The organism is Mesobacillus stamsii (genome assembly GCF_030814065.1).
Lineage (GTDB): Bacteria > Bacillota > Bacilli > Bacillales > Cytobacillaceae > Mesobacillus > Mesobacillus stamsii.
Genome location: NZ_JAUSUN010000021.1, coordinates 1 through 14,787 on the forward strand (window position 1 = coordinate 1; position 14,787 = coordinate 14,787).

Consider the following 14,787-nt stretch of genomic DNA (forward strand, 5'->3'; position numbering starts at 1 on the left):
TGTCTAAAATTGTCGGCTTAAAAACCACATAGCTTTAACCTTATTTTAGTGCGGCCTTTTTTAGGTGATATTTCAAAAAATGCAAGACTCAAGTAAGAAAGTATAAAATTCACTTTGAGAATTGTCTAGCTCCAGCGCCTAGCCCCTCGAGTCGCTTCGGTCCGCCCAATGAAGTCAAAGAACGACTTCATTGGTCGGCGTTTTGTTTTTTCATATAGAAACGGTGCAAGTGTATCAGTGATTTCGTTTTTGATTTCAGACCATTGAGTAGTTTTTCTTTCCATCACCTTATTTAAGTGTTTTTGAATTAAGCTTTGGGCATCATTGATCAGATCCCCGGATTCCCTCATATAGACAAATCCGCGAGAAATCAAATCAGGGCCAGCAGCAATTTTGAATTCCTTCATATTGATGCTCACAACCACAACGACAAGGCCTTCTTCTGACAATATCCGACGGTCGCGCAGAACGATATTGCCAATGTCGCCTACTCCGCTTCCATCAATATATACATTGCCGGATGGAATTTTGCCAGCAACACCTACCTCATTGTCGCCTAGTGCAAGAACTTCGCCATTATCCATGATGAAGCAATTTTCTTCAGGCACTCCACAGTCAACAGCAAGCTTGCTATGCATCTTCTGCATCCGGAATTCACCGTGAATTGGCATAAAATATTTCGGTTTGATCAAGCGCAGCATTAGCTTTTGCTCTTCCTGGCCGCCATGTCCCGAAGTATGAATATCATTTAATGAACCATAGATGACATCCGCACCAGCACGGGACAGCAGGTTGATAGTCCTATTGATGCTGATCGTATTCCCTGGGATAGGGGAAGACGAGAAGACAACTGTATCCCCTGGCTGAATCTGGATTTGACGATGTGTCCCATTGGCAATACGAGATAGTGCGGCCATAGGCTCCCCCTGGCTTCCCGTACAAAGAATCGTGACTTGGTTGGCGGGAAGTCGGTTGATTTGCTGTGATTCAATGAATGTATCCTTAGGAGCACTGATATAGCCCAGCTCCTGGCCAATAGTGATCGCTGATTCCATGCTTCGGCCGAACACGGCAACTTTTCTGCCATTCGCGACTGCCGCCTCGGTCACTTGCTGCAGTCTATGGATGTTCGAAGCAAAAGTAGCGAATATAACCCGACCGTCTACTTTCCGGAAAATATCGTGAATGCTTTCCCCTACACGGCGTTCCGACATTGTGAAGTTAGGCACCTCGGCATTTGTGCTATCAGACAGCAAGCAAAGGACGCCTTCCTTGCCGATTTCCGCCATTTTGGTAAGATTGGCCGGTTCTCCTACTGGGGTAAAGTCAAATTTAAAATCCCCGGTATGCACGATTTGTCCTGGTGGTGTTTTGACAACAATCCCATATGAATCCGGAATACTATGTGTTGTTCTGAAAAACGAAACGGATGTCTTGCGGAATTTGATGATCTCTTCTTCTTCAATTTCTATCAGCTTCGTCTTCCGTAGCAGACCATGTTCTTCCAGCTTGTTTTTAATTAGGCCGAGTGCTAATTTTCCACCATAAATCGGGACATTGATTTCGCGAAGCAAATAAGGAATACCGCCGATATGATCTTCATGACCGTGAGTGATAAACAGTCCTTTGATTTTGTCTTCATTTTTTACGAGATAGGAGTAGTCCGGGATCACATAATCAATTCCCAGCAATTCATCTTCCGGGAATTTGATGCCTGCATCAATTAAAATAATTTCATCCTGAAACTGTACTCCATACGTGTTCTTGCCGATTTCACCCAATCCTCCGAGCGCAAAAACGGCTGTTTGGTCATTTTTTACAAATTTCATAAATTATTCGATCTCCAATACTTCAAAGTCTTTTTTTTGTTTTTCATATTGCAAATAATTACCCTCAACTGCCTCGACGTATTCAATATTATACTGGCGGTCAATAATTTTTGTCCGTACTTCTCTTTCAGAGTCCGCTTCAATATAAATAGTTTGTGTTTTTTCGCGAACTGGTACTTGCTTGTTAGATTCCTGGAAGTAAACTTTAAAAACCATGAAAAATCTCTCTCCTTTAATAAATTTTTTCTATTTTACAGGATGCCGTCTTAAAACTGATTTCATGACAGGACGAATGCCGGCTGTATTTGCAGCATAGACATTTGTTGTGGGTTTGAAATCCGTTTTATCTTAGCCCTAAATAAAATGACAATAGTAATATTAAGCCGAACGTATTTTTTTCGCTATTAACCAATTTACAATAAGGAAGGAGCCCTTCGCAAGTTTGAAGGGCTCAAAAAGTTAGGCGATTGTTTTTTTACGAAGCAAATCTTTCCACTGTTTTAAGAGCTTCTTTCTGAGCTTCTTTAACATAGTGGATCATCTCCTTACTACTTATTTTAAACTATCCTTGTCCAATGTAAAGCAAACAAGGAAAGGTTTAACAAAGTTTATTTTCAAAAACGATCTTTTTGTTTATATTATATGATGAAACAGCAGTTATTTTCATGGGTTTTGATGGAATTGCATAAATTGTCAATTGCTTGCCAGGCTTTATGCTTCATTTTCCTGTACATACACTTTGCAGTTTGGTAAACTACCGGGATTATATGATAAAAAATTTGAAGGAGAGAATCATGAGTAAAATTGTATTTTTTGATATTGATGGCACACTTTTGGACCATGATAAAAATCTGCCTGCTTCCACTAAGGAAGCAATTAAAAAACTAAAAGAGAATGATGTATTTGTTGCTATTGCAACTGGGAGAGCTCCGTTCATGTTTGAAAATCTTCTCAAGGAGCTCGATATCGATTCTTTTGTGAGCTTTAATGGACAATACGTGGTTTTTGAAGGGGAGCCGATATATCAAAACGCTTTGAACAACCAAAAAATACAGGAGCTTTACAAAGAGGCTGCATACCAGGGACACCCGGTCGTTTTCATGGATCATCAAACGATGAAGTCAGCTGTAAAGCATCACGATTTTATTGAAACGAGTCTGGGAGGACTGAAATTTGCCCATCCGGAGTATGATGAACAATTTTACGTAGACAGGGACTTGTTCCAAACACTTCTGTTTTGTGAAGAAGGCAAGGAGAAGTTTTACGAGGAGAATTATCCGGAGTTTACTTTTATCCGCTGGCATCCGTATTCAGTGGATGTCCTTCCTGCAGGCGGGTCCAAGGCAGAAGGTATTAAGAAGATGATCGAAAGGCTGTCTTTCAGGCCTGAGGATGTGTATGCGTTCGGCGATGGCTTGAATGATCTGGAAATGCTGGAAGCTGCGGGAACAGGTGTTGCGATGGGAAATGCTGTGCCACAACTAAAGGAACTTGCCAATATGATAACCCGAGATGTCGATGACGATGGAATCTGGCATGGCTTGAAGAAGTTAAATTTGATTTAAGTTGTAAAAAAGCCGAATCGAATTCGATTCGGCTTTTATTTTTCTACCGGGACAGCATTTGGGAGGTCGGCAAATGGATCCTGCTTATTGATATGATCGTAAAACATGATTCCGTTCAAGTGGTCGATTTCATGCTGGAAGACAATAGCGGGAAGGCCTTTAAGCCGGAGCTTCACTTCTTGCCCTTCAAGGTCAATTCCTCTTACAGTCACCCTTGCATATCTCGGAACATATCCAGGGATTGCCTCATCGACAGAAAGACAACCTTCGCCAGCTGTCAGATAAGAACGTTCCACTGAATGACTGATGATTTTCGGGTTGAAAAGAGCATAACTGATCAAGTTATCTTTCTCATCCGTTAAATGGACAGCAATCATTCTTTTCGAAACATTTATCTGGGGAGCAGCAAGCCCGATACCCGGGCGCAGTCCGTATTTTTGTACGATCTCTGGGTTTTGGCTGTTTATCACGTACTCCATCAAGCTTTGCAGTATTGTTTTATCTTCCTGTGAAGGAGGCATGGAAACTTCTTCTGCGACTTTTCTGAGTGCAGGATGTCCATCACGGACGATATCATCCATCGTCAACATTTCTTTCACCTCTACTATGTAATAATGTTAAGTCTAACAAATGTATGACGAAAAGTTAACTATTCGCAAGCCTTTCCTACAAAAATTAGAGAGATAGCAAAAAGCATATATCGCTTTATCAGAGAATATAATTACGGATAGGACAAGCATATTTAGGCTTCTACGGAATTTTATCCTATTGTCAAATCTAATGGAAATCGCTATGGTAAAATTGATATAGGTGAGGAGGGTATTATTTTGTCTTTATTCCGAAAAATAAGTTTCGCAATGATAATGATCGCTAGTTTTTTGAGTCTGGCTGGGTGTTTGAACAAGCAGTCCCCTGAGGAAAAAATGTTTGTAGAGCTAGAAAAGGTCGTTTCCATTGAAAAGACCTTTGAAGATCAGCAAAATCCGCTTGTTGAATTGGAAACAAAGGAAAAAGAAATATATGAAAAGATCATTTCGCTTGGCATGAAAGAATATGATCAAATTGTAAAGCTGGCTGATGAGGCGCTGGCAAATGCCGACAAAAGGGCGGAGCATATTGATAAGGAAAAAGAAAGCATTGAGGAATCACGGAAAGAATTCAGAAACATTGACAAAATTTTGGAAGAAATAAAGGACACTGGTGTAAAACAGCAGGCAAATGAATTAAGGACAACGATGATAAAACGGTATGAAATACATGATGACCTGTATAAAAATTATAAACTTGGCCTTCAATATGACAAAGAGCTTTATGAAATGCTGAAGGATAAAGAATTAAGCTTTGAGAACCTGGAAAAGCAAGTCAATAAAGTAAATGGGATCTATGAAACCGTGCTGAAAGACAACCAGGAATTCAATGATCAAACTGACCAGTATAATAAAGAAAAACTAGCTTTTTATGAAAAAGCCGGGATAGAAGTCAGCCCGGAGAAGAAAGAATAGGAAGAACGTAAACCGCTTTTATCCGGAAAAAGGCGGTTTTTTTTACGGCTTGTAAAATGGTCGTTAACACAGTTTTATCGATATGCAAATTACTATAATACAGGAATTAACAAAGAATAGTACAGTTTCTTTTTTAGGATAATAATATAACGATGATGATTAAAATTATAAAAGATAAAACATAGTATTTGACGGAGTAATTTTCGTGATGTAAACTAAAAAACGAAAGAGCGAAATTGTATTACTCTGTTCATGGATTTTACTAATACAGACCACAGGAATCTTGGATGAAGAAAATAATGCGTTTTTTTATTGTGCTTCTGTGGAAAACTATAGAATGGTGCTTGCACATATTAAGCCTTTGTGTTCGGCAATCTATTAGAGAATCGGTTCGCTCCAAATGTGTTTTTCTACCCGAGGAAATGAATCATGAGATTGGGTACCCTATTTTTGGATAGATAATTAAATTTATAAGGTAGAAAGGAAGAGGTGGCTCTAATGGCATCTAAAACGAAAAACAACACAATTGATGCAAAAAAGCAGCTCGAGAACATCGAAAGCCAATTTGAAATGTTCCAGATTTTAAATGAAGAGGGCGAAGTCGTAAATGAAGCGGCAATGCCAGAGCTTTCGGATGAGCAGTTACAAGAATTGATGACACGCATGGTTTACACAAGGATTTTGGATCAGCGTTCTATTTCGCTGAACCGCCAAGGACGTCTTGGATTCTATGCGCCGACAGCTGGGCAGGAAGCTTCCCAGATTGCATCCCAATTCGCCCTTGAAAAAGAAGACTTTATTCTTCCGGGTTACCGCGATGTACCTCAGATTATCTGGCATGGTCTTCCGCTTACACAGGCATTTTTGTTCTCACGCGGTCACTTTAAAGGCAATCAAATACCTGAAGGGGTAAACGTGATTTCCCCTCAAATCATCATTGGTGCCCAATATGTTCAGGCTGCCGGTGTTGCGCTTGGAATGAAAAAACGCGGTGCTCAAGCAGTTGCTGTGACCTACACAGGTGATGGCGGTTCCTCTCAAGGTGACTTCTACGAAGGCATCAACTTTGCGGGGGCATATAAAGCACCAGCAATTTTCTTTGTTCAAAATAACCGCTTTGCGATCTCTACTCCAGTAGAAAAGCAGACTGCTGCTCAGACAATTGCGCAAAAAGCAGTTGCAGCAGGCATTCCTGGTATTCAGGTAGACGGAATGGATCCGCTTGCAGTCTATGCAGTAACACTTGAAGCACGACAGCGCGCTGTAAACGGAGAAGGTCCAACTTTGATTGAAACGATGACTTACCGCTATGGTCCACATACAATGGCTGGGGATGACCCAACCCGTTACCGTACTTCTGATTTGGACAATGAATGGGAAAAGAAAGATCCGTTAGTCCGTTTCCGCAAATTCCTCGAGAAGAAGAATCTGTGGACAGAAGAAATGGAAAATGAAACAATCGAAAGAGCAAAAGAAGAAATCAAAATCGCAATTAAAGAAGCGGATGACACTCCAAAGCAGAAAGTCACAGACTTGATGGAGATTATGTATGATGAAATGCCTGACAACCTAAAAGAACAATATGAAATTTACAAAGAGAAGGAGTCGAAGTAAGCCATGGCTCAAATGACAATGATTCAAGCAATTACAGACGCTCTTCGCGTAGAATTGAAAAATGATCCCAATGTCCTTGTATTCGGGGAAGACGTTGGTGTCAACGGCGGTGTGTTCCGTGCGACAGAAGGTCTGCAAAAAGAGTTTGGGGAAGACCGTGTGTTTGATACGCCGCTCGCAGAATCAGGTATTGGCGGACTGGCAATCGGTCTTGCATTGCAAGGTTATCGTCCGGTTCCGGAGATCCAGTTCTTCGGCTTCGTGTTTGAGGCAATGGATTCCATTGCAGGTCAAATGGCTCGAATGCGTTACCGTTCCGGCGGCCGTTACAGTTCACCAGTAACCATCCGTTCACCGTTTGGGGGAGGTGTACATACACCAGAAATGCACGCTGACAACCTCGAGGGCATGGTTGCCCAACAGCCAGGCTTGAAGGTTGTTATTCCTTCGACTCCATATGATGCAAAAGGCCTGTTGATTTCAGCGATTCGTGACAACGATCCCGTCATTTTCCTTGAGCATATGAAGCTCTATCGCTCATTCCGTCAGGAAGTTCCAGAAGAAGAATATACAATCCCTCTTGGCAAAGCAGATGTAAAGCGTGAAGGGAAAGACCTATCCATCATCACTTATGGAGCAATGGTCCATGAATCATTAAAGGCTGCAGAAGAACTTGAAAAAGAAGGACATTCTGTAGAAGTAGTTGATTTAAGAACGGTGATGCCTTTCGATATTGAAACAATCATTGCTTCTGTTGAAAAAACAGGAAGAGCGATCGTTGTTCAAGAAGCACAAAAACAGGCTGGCATGGCTAGCCAAATTGTTGCAGAAATCAATGACCGCGCTATCCTAAGCCTTGAAGCACCAGTTTTAAGAGTGACTGCACCTGATACAGTATTCTCATTTTCTCAAGCAGAAACTGTATGGCTGCCAAACTATAAGGATGTAGTCGAAACAGCTAAGAAAGTTCTGGAATTTTAATTCAAAAAAATTTAGGAGGGTGAATCCCATTGGCATTTCAATTTAAGCTGCCAGACATCGGCGAAGGTATTCACGAAGGTGAAATCGTCAAATGGTTTATAAAACCTGGCGATCAAGTTCAGGAAGACGATGTACTTTGCGAAGTACAAAATGATAAAGCAGTAGTAGAAATTCCTTCCCCAGTAGCAGGTACAGTCGAAGAAGTTTTAGTGGAGGAAGGAACAGTTGCAACAGTAGGACAAGTTCTCGTTACCTTTGACGCCCCGGGATATGAAGATCTTAAATTCAAAGGGGAAGAAGAACATACACCAGCTGAGAAAACAGAAGCACAGGTTCAATCTACAATGGAAGCTGGACAGAAAGTCGACAAAGAAGCAACAGAAGCCCCTGCTCCTGCAGGTGCCACTGGCGCTGGTGCTGCCGCTGCACCTCAGGCAGATATAGACCCTAACCGCCGCATCGTAGCAATGCCATCTGTTCGTAAATATGCACGTGAAAAAGGCGTTGATATTCGTCAGGTTGCCGGTTCAGGTAAAAATAGCCGCGTCCTGAAAAATGATGTGGACAGCTTCCTAAGTGGAGGAGCCACTGCAGCCGCTGCACCTCAGACTGAACAAGCACAAGCAGCAGAAACGCAAGCTGCTCCTAAAGCAGCTCAGCCTATCCCAGAAGGGCAATACCCTGAGACTCGCGAGAAAATGAGCGGAATCAGAAAAGCAATTGCCAAGGCAATGGTTAACTCTAAGCATACAGCTCCACACGTTACCTTGATGGATGAGGTGGACGTAACGAAGCTTGTTGCACACCGCAAGAAGTTCAAAGAAGTGGCCGCTGAAAAAGGAATTAAGCTTACCTTCCTTCCTTATGTGGTAAAAGCATTAACAAGTGCATTACGTGAATATCCAGCATTGAACACTTCTTTAGATGATGCAACAAGCGAAATTATTCACAAGCACTATTACAATATCGGAATTGCAGCTGATACGGAAAAAGGATTGCTTGTACCTGTCGTAAAAGATGCTGACCGCAAGTCTATATTCTTCATTTCAAATGAAATTAACGAGCTTGCTGGAAAAGCACGTGATGGCAAACTTGCTCCAGATGAAATGAAAGGTGCATCTTGCACCATTACGAACATCGGTTCTGCTGGTGGACAATGGTTTACTCCGGTCATCAACCACCCGGAAGTTGCCATCCTAGGAATTGGACGTATCGCAGAAAAGCCTGTGGTTAAGGATGGAGAGATTGTTGCAGCTCCAGTACTTGCGCTATCCTTAAGCTTCGATCACCGCATGATCGATGGTGCAACAGCACAGCATGCATTGAATCATATTAAGCGCCTGTTGAACGATCCAGAACTAATGTTAATGGAGGGATAATAAATGGTAGTAGGAGATTTTCCAATCGAAACGGATACTCTTGTCATTGGTGCCGGACCTGGCGGATATGTGGCAGCCATTCGCGCTGCCCAGTTGGGCCAGAAAGTAACGATCGTCGAAAAAGCAATTCTTGGTGGGGTATGCTTGAACGTTGGCTGTATCCCTTCGAAAGCTTTGATTTCAGCTGGACACAGATTTGAAAATGCCAAGCATTCGGAAGATATGGGAGTCATAGCGGAAAACGTCACGCTTGATTTTTCAAAAGTCCAGGAGTTTAAGGCTGGGGTAGTGAAAAAATTGACTGGCGGCGTTGAAGGTTTATTGAAAGGCAATAAGATTGACATCGTCAGAGGCGAAGCATACTTTGTTGATGCTAACACCATTCGTGTCATGGATGAAAATTCAGCACAGACATACACATTCAAAAATGCAATCATTGCGACTGGATCTCGTCCAATTGAAATTCCGGCGTTTAAATTCTCTAAGCGTGTGCTCGATTCTACTGGTGCCTTGAATCTTCAGGAGCTGCCAGAAAGCATCGTTGTCATCGGCGGAGGCTATATCGGAACAGAGCTTGGCGGTGCGTATGCAAGCTTTGGCACAAAGGTAACCATCCTTGAGGGTGCTGACGAAATCCTTAACGGCTTCGAAAAGCAAATGTCCTCCCTTGTGAAAAAGAATCTTAAGAAAAAAGGTGCAGATATCATCACGAAGGCACTTGCTAAAGGTGTGGAAGAAACGGAAACTGGCGTAACGGTTAGCTATGAAGTGAAAGGCGAAGAGCAAAAAGTCCAAGCAGATTATGTATTTGTGATGGTAGGCAGAAAGCCAAACACAGACGAGCTTGGACTTGAGCAAGTAGGAATTGAAATGACTGATTGTGGTGTGATCAAAATCGACAAGCAATGCCGCACGAATGTCAGCAATATTTACGCAATCGGCGACATTGTCGAAGGACCGCCGCTCGCTCATAAGGCATCTTACGAAGGCAAAATTGCAGCTGAAGCAATCGCTGGGCACCCTTCTGAAATCGATTATCTGGCAATTCCGGCTGTTGTATTCTCTGATCCAGAACTAGCTTCTGTTGGCTACTCGGAAAAAGAAGCGAAAGATGCTGGCATCGAAGTGAATGCATCGAAGTTTCCATTTGCAGCAAATGGCCGTGCGCTGTCACTTAACCAGACAGACGGCTTCTTGAAGCTAATTACGCGCAAAGAAGATGATATTGTTGTCGGGGCGCAAATAGCTGGTCCTAATGCTTCCGACATGATTGCGGAACTTGGTTTGGCAATCGAAGCAGGCATGACTGCTGAAGATCTAGCTATGACCATCCATGCTCACCCAACATTAGGCGAAATTACAATGGAAGCAGCAGAAGTAGCACTAGGAAATCCAATTCATATCTTAAAATAGCCTAAAATAAAAAATCCTTCCCTAATGGGAAGGATTTTTTATTTTAGAGACTAAGAAAACAAAGGCAGATATTGCTAACTAGGCTGAACAGTTTCTGACACTAATTTTTAAAAAACAAGAGTTCATCTTTCTCGAAATGATAAGTGTTTTTTTCATTCGCATAACACCCGTTAGCTTTACTAATCGTATTAGTCATCTCTTTTGGTAGGGTTAATAATCCCCAGTCACCAGCTTCTTTTTTAGAAGAAATAAAAAAAAGGACTGGGCGCAGTTTGCCCGGTCTTATTGTTTGGTATTTTCAGAATCATTTGTCAATACAGCGGAGATTGCCTCTATGATTTGTTCTTTTGTAGCACTTCCATTTACATTTGCAAGTACTTGATCACGATGGACGATCAGGATGGCTGGAAATCTTTTTTCTTTCAGCAAGTTATCGTATTGATTTGCATTTGCAGCTGGAATGACAACAATCTTATCAAAAACTATTGGATATTTCTGCTTTAATTCTATGATGGCATCATAATACGATGATTCTTGCTTGTAATTCTTTTCATCTGAAAAGAAGACAACCTGGTTTCTATCTTCGTTTAGCTTAAGCTTATCTGAATTATTGCCTGAATTGCATGAAGCGGTCAGAAAAAGGAACGCAGCGACAAAAATAAAAGATAAGCTTTTCATTTATCTTTGCCTCACTTTAATCAGATTCTGTTGCCTCTCGGGTAATCAGTTGCACTTATTCTATCATAGCCATTTCCAAAAGAATGGAATGTTATAGAAATGTTACATAAATGAAAAATATTCATTTGTCCTTTACATATACTAGTAAAAGACTGGTCGGGAAAAACAAACTAGGTGGTGGAGGGTTTGAAGGTCTATACGGTTTTCCTGCTTCAATCACTCATATGGAGTGGATATACCTTAACGGAATGGTTATCCAAACATGATCATCCGATTTACAATGGAATGATGTTTATGGTGTTTTTTTATCTGGCAATAATAATTGGAAATTATATAATCAAATCAACATGGAAGACATTTTTTCTCACTATGATGAGTCTTTCGTTTTATGTGGCTTTTCACTTTACAATGTCTCACCTTATATAATTTCAAGCAAGGCAGGAGTCGGACAAGCAAAGCATCGAGGCCGCTTCCAAGAAAAGAAAAAAAACGGCTGCACTAGCAGCCGTTTCTGAACCCTATTTTCGTGGATAGAAGTACATGACTCTTCCATTGAATAAATGCAGTTCGCCCTGCAATTTTTTTCCGATAAACTTGCTAAACTCATTTGCTTTGCCCTTATCACCAGCCGTTGCAGTGGGCGGAAGGGTGATTTGTATGTATGTTTGTTCGCGTTCCGTGCCGTCCTCATCAGCGATGATTTCCTGATCGACGCCAATTAGAATCGAATTGTAACGGTCCTGTGATGATTGCAGGTAAAACCAGGTACCTTTCCCAGTTTCTTTTTCCTTCAATTCATATGGAAAGGCTGTATTTCCGTAATTCCAATCCACCTGTTCGCCTGTCTTTGAGGTGATTTCTTTGTAATAATGAAACAAATCCTTCAATTCTTCTGTGGAAATGGCTTGCTGAGATGATGATGGAACAAGTTTTATATAAGCATTACTAGACATCGTCCAATCCCCTTTTCCTGACTATTCCACCCTATTTTATCACTCCTGAAAAAGTGTTGACAATAGAAGATAAGCTTTTTTCCTTTACACATACTTGCCTTTTTGTCAAAAATAAATTATAATAATATTCTAAATATTTATTTAAAAAGGAGGAGGCATATGGAACATTTCGAGAAGCTTTATGATGAGCACGAAAAGGTTCATGTTCGATTTGTGGGGTTTACCACCTATGACACCCGCTATGACTTTGGATTCATTTACACCAATATGTTTTTCGGAAAACCGCTTGTAGTTTGCATGCAGACAGGTCGCTCGGCACTCCTCGACCCAAAGGACATAGAAAACATCGAATATTTGCAGAAAGCATTCCATATTACAGAAGTCCGGCAGGCTGAGGAACTTGCGTTATTTTTTAATGAAGAATTGCCTACAGTCCCATTCCAGACTCAATATGAATAAGGTACAAAAGAGAACAGGCCTGGTTCAGGTCTGTTTTTTATAATTATTCAATTGAATTTATCCGTCATAATAAATTTCGAAAAAAGTAAAAGTGTTATACAATATAAGCTTGAAAATTTAATAATGTTATATTATTATGGAATTACAGAACATTAAAACGCTTTCAAAATTCAAAATGAAAAGGGGTTTAAAAAGAATGGGCACAATCGTATGTCAAACTTGCAATTCTACCATTGACCATTTCGAAGATGAGAAAGTAACGGTGTTATATTCAAAAAAATGTAACTGCTGTAATCAGGAAGACGCACAAGAAAGATAAAATCAATCAAAAGGCATGCAAGATGCATGCCTTTGTTTTTGTTTAGGAAATTGTCTAGTTGTGGATAACTACATGTAGTTTTCTTAATCTAGCTCCAGCGCCTAGCCCCTCGAGTCGCTTGTCTAGCTGCGGCTCCTAACTCCTCGAGACGCTTCGGTCCTGGTCCTGCCAATGAAGTCAAAGAACGACTTCACTGTCAGGCCCTCCAGCGCTTGTCGGAGTTGAACAGTCGCCTTCGCATTTCGAATTGTCTAGTGTCGCCTCCTAGAAACTCCTAAACTTCAACTCCGCCAGCAGAAGCAACAAGCGCTTCTGCTGGTGGAGTCTCCGGTTTCTGCGTTTCTGGGCAGTCAGCTATACTTTTCGGTTTCGGTCCGCTCAGGTGAAGTCAAAGAACGACTTCACTGGTCGGCTCTCCGAGGCACAGGATGTGCTAGTCCCGCCAACCACAAGACGTGGCGTCTTAGGCGGGCAGCGCTTGTCGGGGCTGTTCGAGGCGCTTGCGCTTTTTGTTTTTATTTTATCGCTTTGTGTTCTTTGATCACTCGGAATGAGTGAAGTTCGTCGTCCTCAGGGCCTTGTACAGGAAGGCCAGCTTCCCTGTTTGTCTTGATATACACTAGATTTTCTTTCGTGATAATTTCACCTGGGATGAAGATTGGGATACCTGGAGGATATACCATTACGAATTCGGCAATGATTCGTCCCTCTGATTCTTCTACAGGTACCACTTCTGTATCAGCGTAAAATGCATTTCTTGGTGTTAAAGCCAATAATGGAATATCAGGCAACATCACCTCTGCATGGACCTTCGCAGCGAGGTGGTGGAATTCCCTTGAAAGTTCACGCATTGCAGCTACAAGAATATCTGCTTCTTTTTGTGTATCACCAGGTGTGATGAGACAAAGGATATTATACAGATCAGAAAGTTCCACTTCAATATTATATTTTTCGCGAAGCCAATTTTCGACATCATATCCTGAGATATTTAAATCCTTGATGCTGATGAGCACTTTTGTCGGATCAAAATCATAAGTCGCATTTGTACCAAGCAGGTCCTCACCAGGACAGTAAAGATGCTCGATCTCGTTTATCTGCTCACGAATCCATTGAGCCAATTTGATCGTCTTGTCAATAAGGTCTCTTCCTTCAATTGCAAGTCTCCTCCGAGCCGTATCCAATGATGCTAGCAACAGATAAGAGGTTGATGTGGTCGTCAGCATGCTGATGATCGATTGGACACGCTTGGCAGAAACCAGGCCTTCCTTTACATTCAGTACGGAGCTTTGCGTTAATGACCCACCAAGCTTGTGCACGCTTGTAGCAGCCATATCAGCTCCTGCCTGCATGGCGGAAAGCGGAAGGTCCTCATGGAAGTGAATATGCACGCCGTGCGCCTCATCCACTAGTACCGGAACATCATATGAATGAGCGATCTCGACAATCCTTTTTAAATCGGCAGCAAAGCCAAAGTAGGTTGGATTAATGACTAGCAAACCTTTTGCATCAGGGTGCTGTTCAAGTGCTTTTTCAACAGAGTCTGTTGATATGCCGTGAGAAATGCCTAATTTTTTATCAATCTCCGGATGAATAAAGATCGGAATCGCTCCGGAAAAAACAATTGCAGACATGATCGATTTGTGTACGTTCCGCGGTACGATGATTTTATCGCCAGGGCCGCAGACAGTCATTATCATGGTCATGATGGCACCGCTTGTTCCTTGTACGGAGAAAAAAGTATGGTCAGCACCGAATGCTTCCGCCGCCAACTCCTGCGCTTGTTTGATAATCCCTTTCGGTGAGTGGAGATCGTCTAGTGGGCCGATATTAATCAAGTCGATCGATAGCGCATTTAAACCAATAAAATCACGAAACTCAGGATCGATTCCGCTGCCTTTTTTATGTCCTGGTATATGAAACTGGATCGGATTCTTTTCTGCGTGCTTTAACAAGCTAGTGAATAGTGGTGTTTCGTATTGGGACAATGGAAGATCACACCTCTTTAGTCTATTGGATTTCCTTTTTAAAGGTTATGATTATTTTTCGGCTAAAAAAATAAAACAAATGCATTATAGCACTAATCGGGATGTTTGCA

The 14,787-nt window shown here is 41.7% G+C and carries 15 protein-coding genes; 8 read left to right on the plus strand and 7 right to left on the minus strand.

Annotated elements, in window-relative coordinates; translation table 11 throughout:
• Window positions 1-125: 125 nt before the first annotated feature.
• On the minus strand, window positions 126-1,829 hold the full coding sequence (rnjA, locus tag J2S25_RS14685) for a ribonuclease J1 (protein ID WP_307192260.1): 1,704 nt from the start codon (window positions 1,827-1,829) through the stop codon (window positions 126-128).
• Window positions 1,830-1,832: 3 nt separating this feature from the next.
• A complete protein-coding gene (locus J2S25_RS14690) occupies window positions 1,833-2,045 on the minus strand; it encodes a DNA-dependent RNA polymerase subunit epsilon (RefSeq protein ID WP_044393924.1) in 213 nt (70 codons plus the stop codon).
• Between the two features lie 575 nt (window positions 2,046-2,620).
• Between J2S25_RS14690 and J2S25_RS14695 the strand changes: the two genes are divergently transcribed.
• Window positions 2,621-3,394: a Cof-type HAD-IIB family hydrolase gene (locus J2S25_RS14695; protein WP_307192291.1), complete on the plus strand. Its 774-nt coding sequence runs from the start codon at window positions 2,621-2,623 to the stop codon at window positions 3,392-3,394.
• 35 nt (window positions 3,395-3,429) lie between these two features.
• Here the strand turns inward: J2S25_RS14695 and def are convergent, their stop codons facing one another.
• On the minus strand, window positions 3,430-3,984 hold the full coding sequence (gene def / locus J2S25_RS14700) for a peptide deformylase (RefSeq protein ID WP_307192261.1): 555 nt from the start codon (window positions 3,982-3,984) through the stop codon (window positions 3,430-3,432).
• 237 nt (window positions 3,985-4,221) lie between these two features.
• On the opposite strand from def, the gene J2S25_RS14705 reads away from it, so the two are divergent.
• From J2S25_RS14705 to lpdA, 5 genes are all read left to right on the plus strand, one after another.
• Complete coding sequence (locus J2S25_RS14705) at window positions 4,222-4,896, plus strand: YkyA family protein (protein WP_307192262.1); 675 nt, start codon at window positions 4,222-4,224, stop codon at window positions 4,894-4,896.
• Between the two features lie 498 nt (window positions 4,897-5,394).
• Entirely contained in the window at window positions 5,395-6,510 is a 1,116-nt protein-coding gene (pdhA, locus tag J2S25_RS14710) for a pyruvate dehydrogenase (acetyl-transferring) E1 component subunit alpha (RefSeq protein WP_044393931.1), read from the plus strand.
• A gap of 3 nt (window positions 6,511-6,513) precedes the next feature.
• Entirely contained in the window at window positions 6,514-7,491 is a 978-nt protein-coding gene (locus J2S25_RS14715) for an alpha-ketoacid dehydrogenase subunit beta (protein ID WP_044393934.1), read from the plus strand.
• Window positions 7,492-7,520: 29 nt separating this feature from the next.
• The gene (locus J2S25_RS14720) at window positions 7,521-8,870 is read left to right on the plus strand and encodes a dihydrolipoamide acetyltransferase family protein (RefSeq protein ID WP_307192263.1); all 1,350 of its coding nucleotides are present in this window, start codon (window positions 7,521-7,523) and stop codon (window positions 8,868-8,870) included.
• 3 nt (window positions 8,871-8,873) lie between these two features.
• Window positions 8,874-10,283 (plus strand): dihydrolipoyl dehydrogenase, encoded by a 1,410-nt coding sequence (gene lpdA / locus J2S25_RS14725; RefSeq protein WP_307192264.1) that lies wholly within the window; start codon window positions 8,874-8,876, stop codon window positions 10,281-10,283.
• Window positions 10,284-10,383: 100 nt separating this feature from the next.
• Here the strand turns inward: lpdA and J2S25_RS14730 are convergent, their stop codons facing one another.
• The 3 genes from J2S25_RS14730 to J2S25_RS14740 all read right to left on the minus strand — a co-directional run bounded on the left by J2S25_RS14730 (window position 10,384) and on the right by J2S25_RS14740 (window position 11,914).
• The gene (locus J2S25_RS14730; RefSeq protein ID WP_084221811.1) at window positions 10,384-10,569 is read right to left on the minus strand and encodes an aminoglycoside adenylyltransferase domain-containing protein; all 186 of its coding nucleotides are present in this window, start codon (window positions 10,567-10,569) and stop codon (window positions 10,384-10,386) included.
• Window positions 10,566-10,961, minus strand: a complete 396-nt coding sequence (locus tag J2S25_RS14735; protein ID WP_307192265.1) for a small peptidoglycan-associated lipoprotein — start codon at window positions 10,959-10,961, stop codon at window positions 10,566-10,568. Before J2S25_RS14735 ends, J2S25_RS14730 begins: the two co-directional genes overlap by 4 nt.
• Window positions 10,962-11,479: 518 nt before the next feature.
• Window positions 11,480-11,914, minus strand: coding sequence for a DUF1885 family protein (locus tag J2S25_RS14740; protein ID WP_307192266.1), 435 nt, complete (start codon window positions 11,912-11,914; stop codon window positions 11,480-11,482).
• Between the two features lie 159 nt (window positions 11,915-12,073).
• On the opposite strand from J2S25_RS14740, the gene J2S25_RS14745 reads away from it, so the two are divergent.
• Together J2S25_RS14745 and J2S25_RS14750 are read left to right on the plus strand one after the other, a co-directional pair.
• A complete protein-coding gene (locus J2S25_RS14745; RefSeq protein ID WP_044393949.1) occupies window positions 12,074-12,373 on the plus strand; it encodes a DUF3055 domain-containing protein in 300 nt (99 codons plus the stop codon).
• Between the two features lie 196 nt (window positions 12,374-12,569).
• Window positions 12,570-12,692, plus strand: a complete 123-nt coding sequence (locus J2S25_RS14750) for a GapA-binding peptide SR1P (protein ID WP_307192267.1) — start codon at window positions 12,570-12,572, stop codon at window positions 12,690-12,692.
• A 515-nt stretch (window positions 12,693-13,207) separates the two neighbouring features.
• On the opposite strand, the gene J2S25_RS14755 is transcribed toward J2S25_RS14750, so the two are convergent.
• A complete protein-coding gene (locus J2S25_RS14755) occupies window positions 13,208-14,677 on the minus strand; it encodes an aminotransferase class I/II-fold pyridoxal phosphate-dependent enzyme (protein ID WP_044395021.1) in 1,470 nt (489 codons plus the stop codon).
• Window positions 14,678-14,787: the final 110 nt, after the last annotated feature.

Excerpts from the sequence above, each read along its gene's own strand:
- rnjA (WP_307192260.1), bottom strand. The coding sequence starts at position 1,829 with ATGAAATTTGTAAAAAATGACCAAACAGCCGTTTTTGCGCTCGGAGGA.
- J2S25_RS14690 (WP_044393924.1), bottom strand. The coding sequence starts at position 2,045 with ATGGTTTTTAAAGTTTACTTCCAGGAATCTAACAAGCAAGTACCAGTT.
- def (WP_307192261.1), bottom strand. The coding sequence starts at position 3,984 with ATGTTGACGATGGATGATATCGTCCGTGATGGACATCCTGCACTCAGA.
- pdhA (WP_044393931.1), top strand. The coding sequence starts at position 5,395 with ATGGCATCTAAAACGAAAAACAACACAATTGATGCAAAAAAGCAGCTC.
- J2S25_RS14715 (WP_044393934.1), top strand. The coding sequence starts at position 6,514 with ATGGCTCAAATGACAATGATTCAAGCAATTACAGACGCTCTTCGCGTA.
- lpdA (WP_307192264.1), top strand. The coding sequence starts at position 8,874 with ATGGTAGTAGGAGATTTTCCAATCGAAACGGATACTCTTGTCATTGGT.
- J2S25_RS14735 (WP_307192265.1), bottom strand. The coding sequence starts at position 10,961 with ATGAAAAGCTTATCTTTTATTTTTGTCGCTGCGTTCCTTTTTCTGACC.
- J2S25_RS14740 (WP_307192266.1), bottom strand. The coding sequence starts at position 11,914 with ATGTCTAGTAATGCTTATATAAAACTTGTTCCATCATCATCTCAGCAA.
- J2S25_RS14745 (WP_044393949.1), top strand. The coding sequence starts at position 12,074 with ATGGAACATTTCGAGAAGCTTTATGATGAGCACGAAAAGGTTCATGTT.
- J2S25_RS14750 (WP_307192267.1), top strand. The coding sequence starts at position 12,570 with ATGGGCACAATCGTATGTCAAACTTGCAATTCTACCATTGACCATTTC.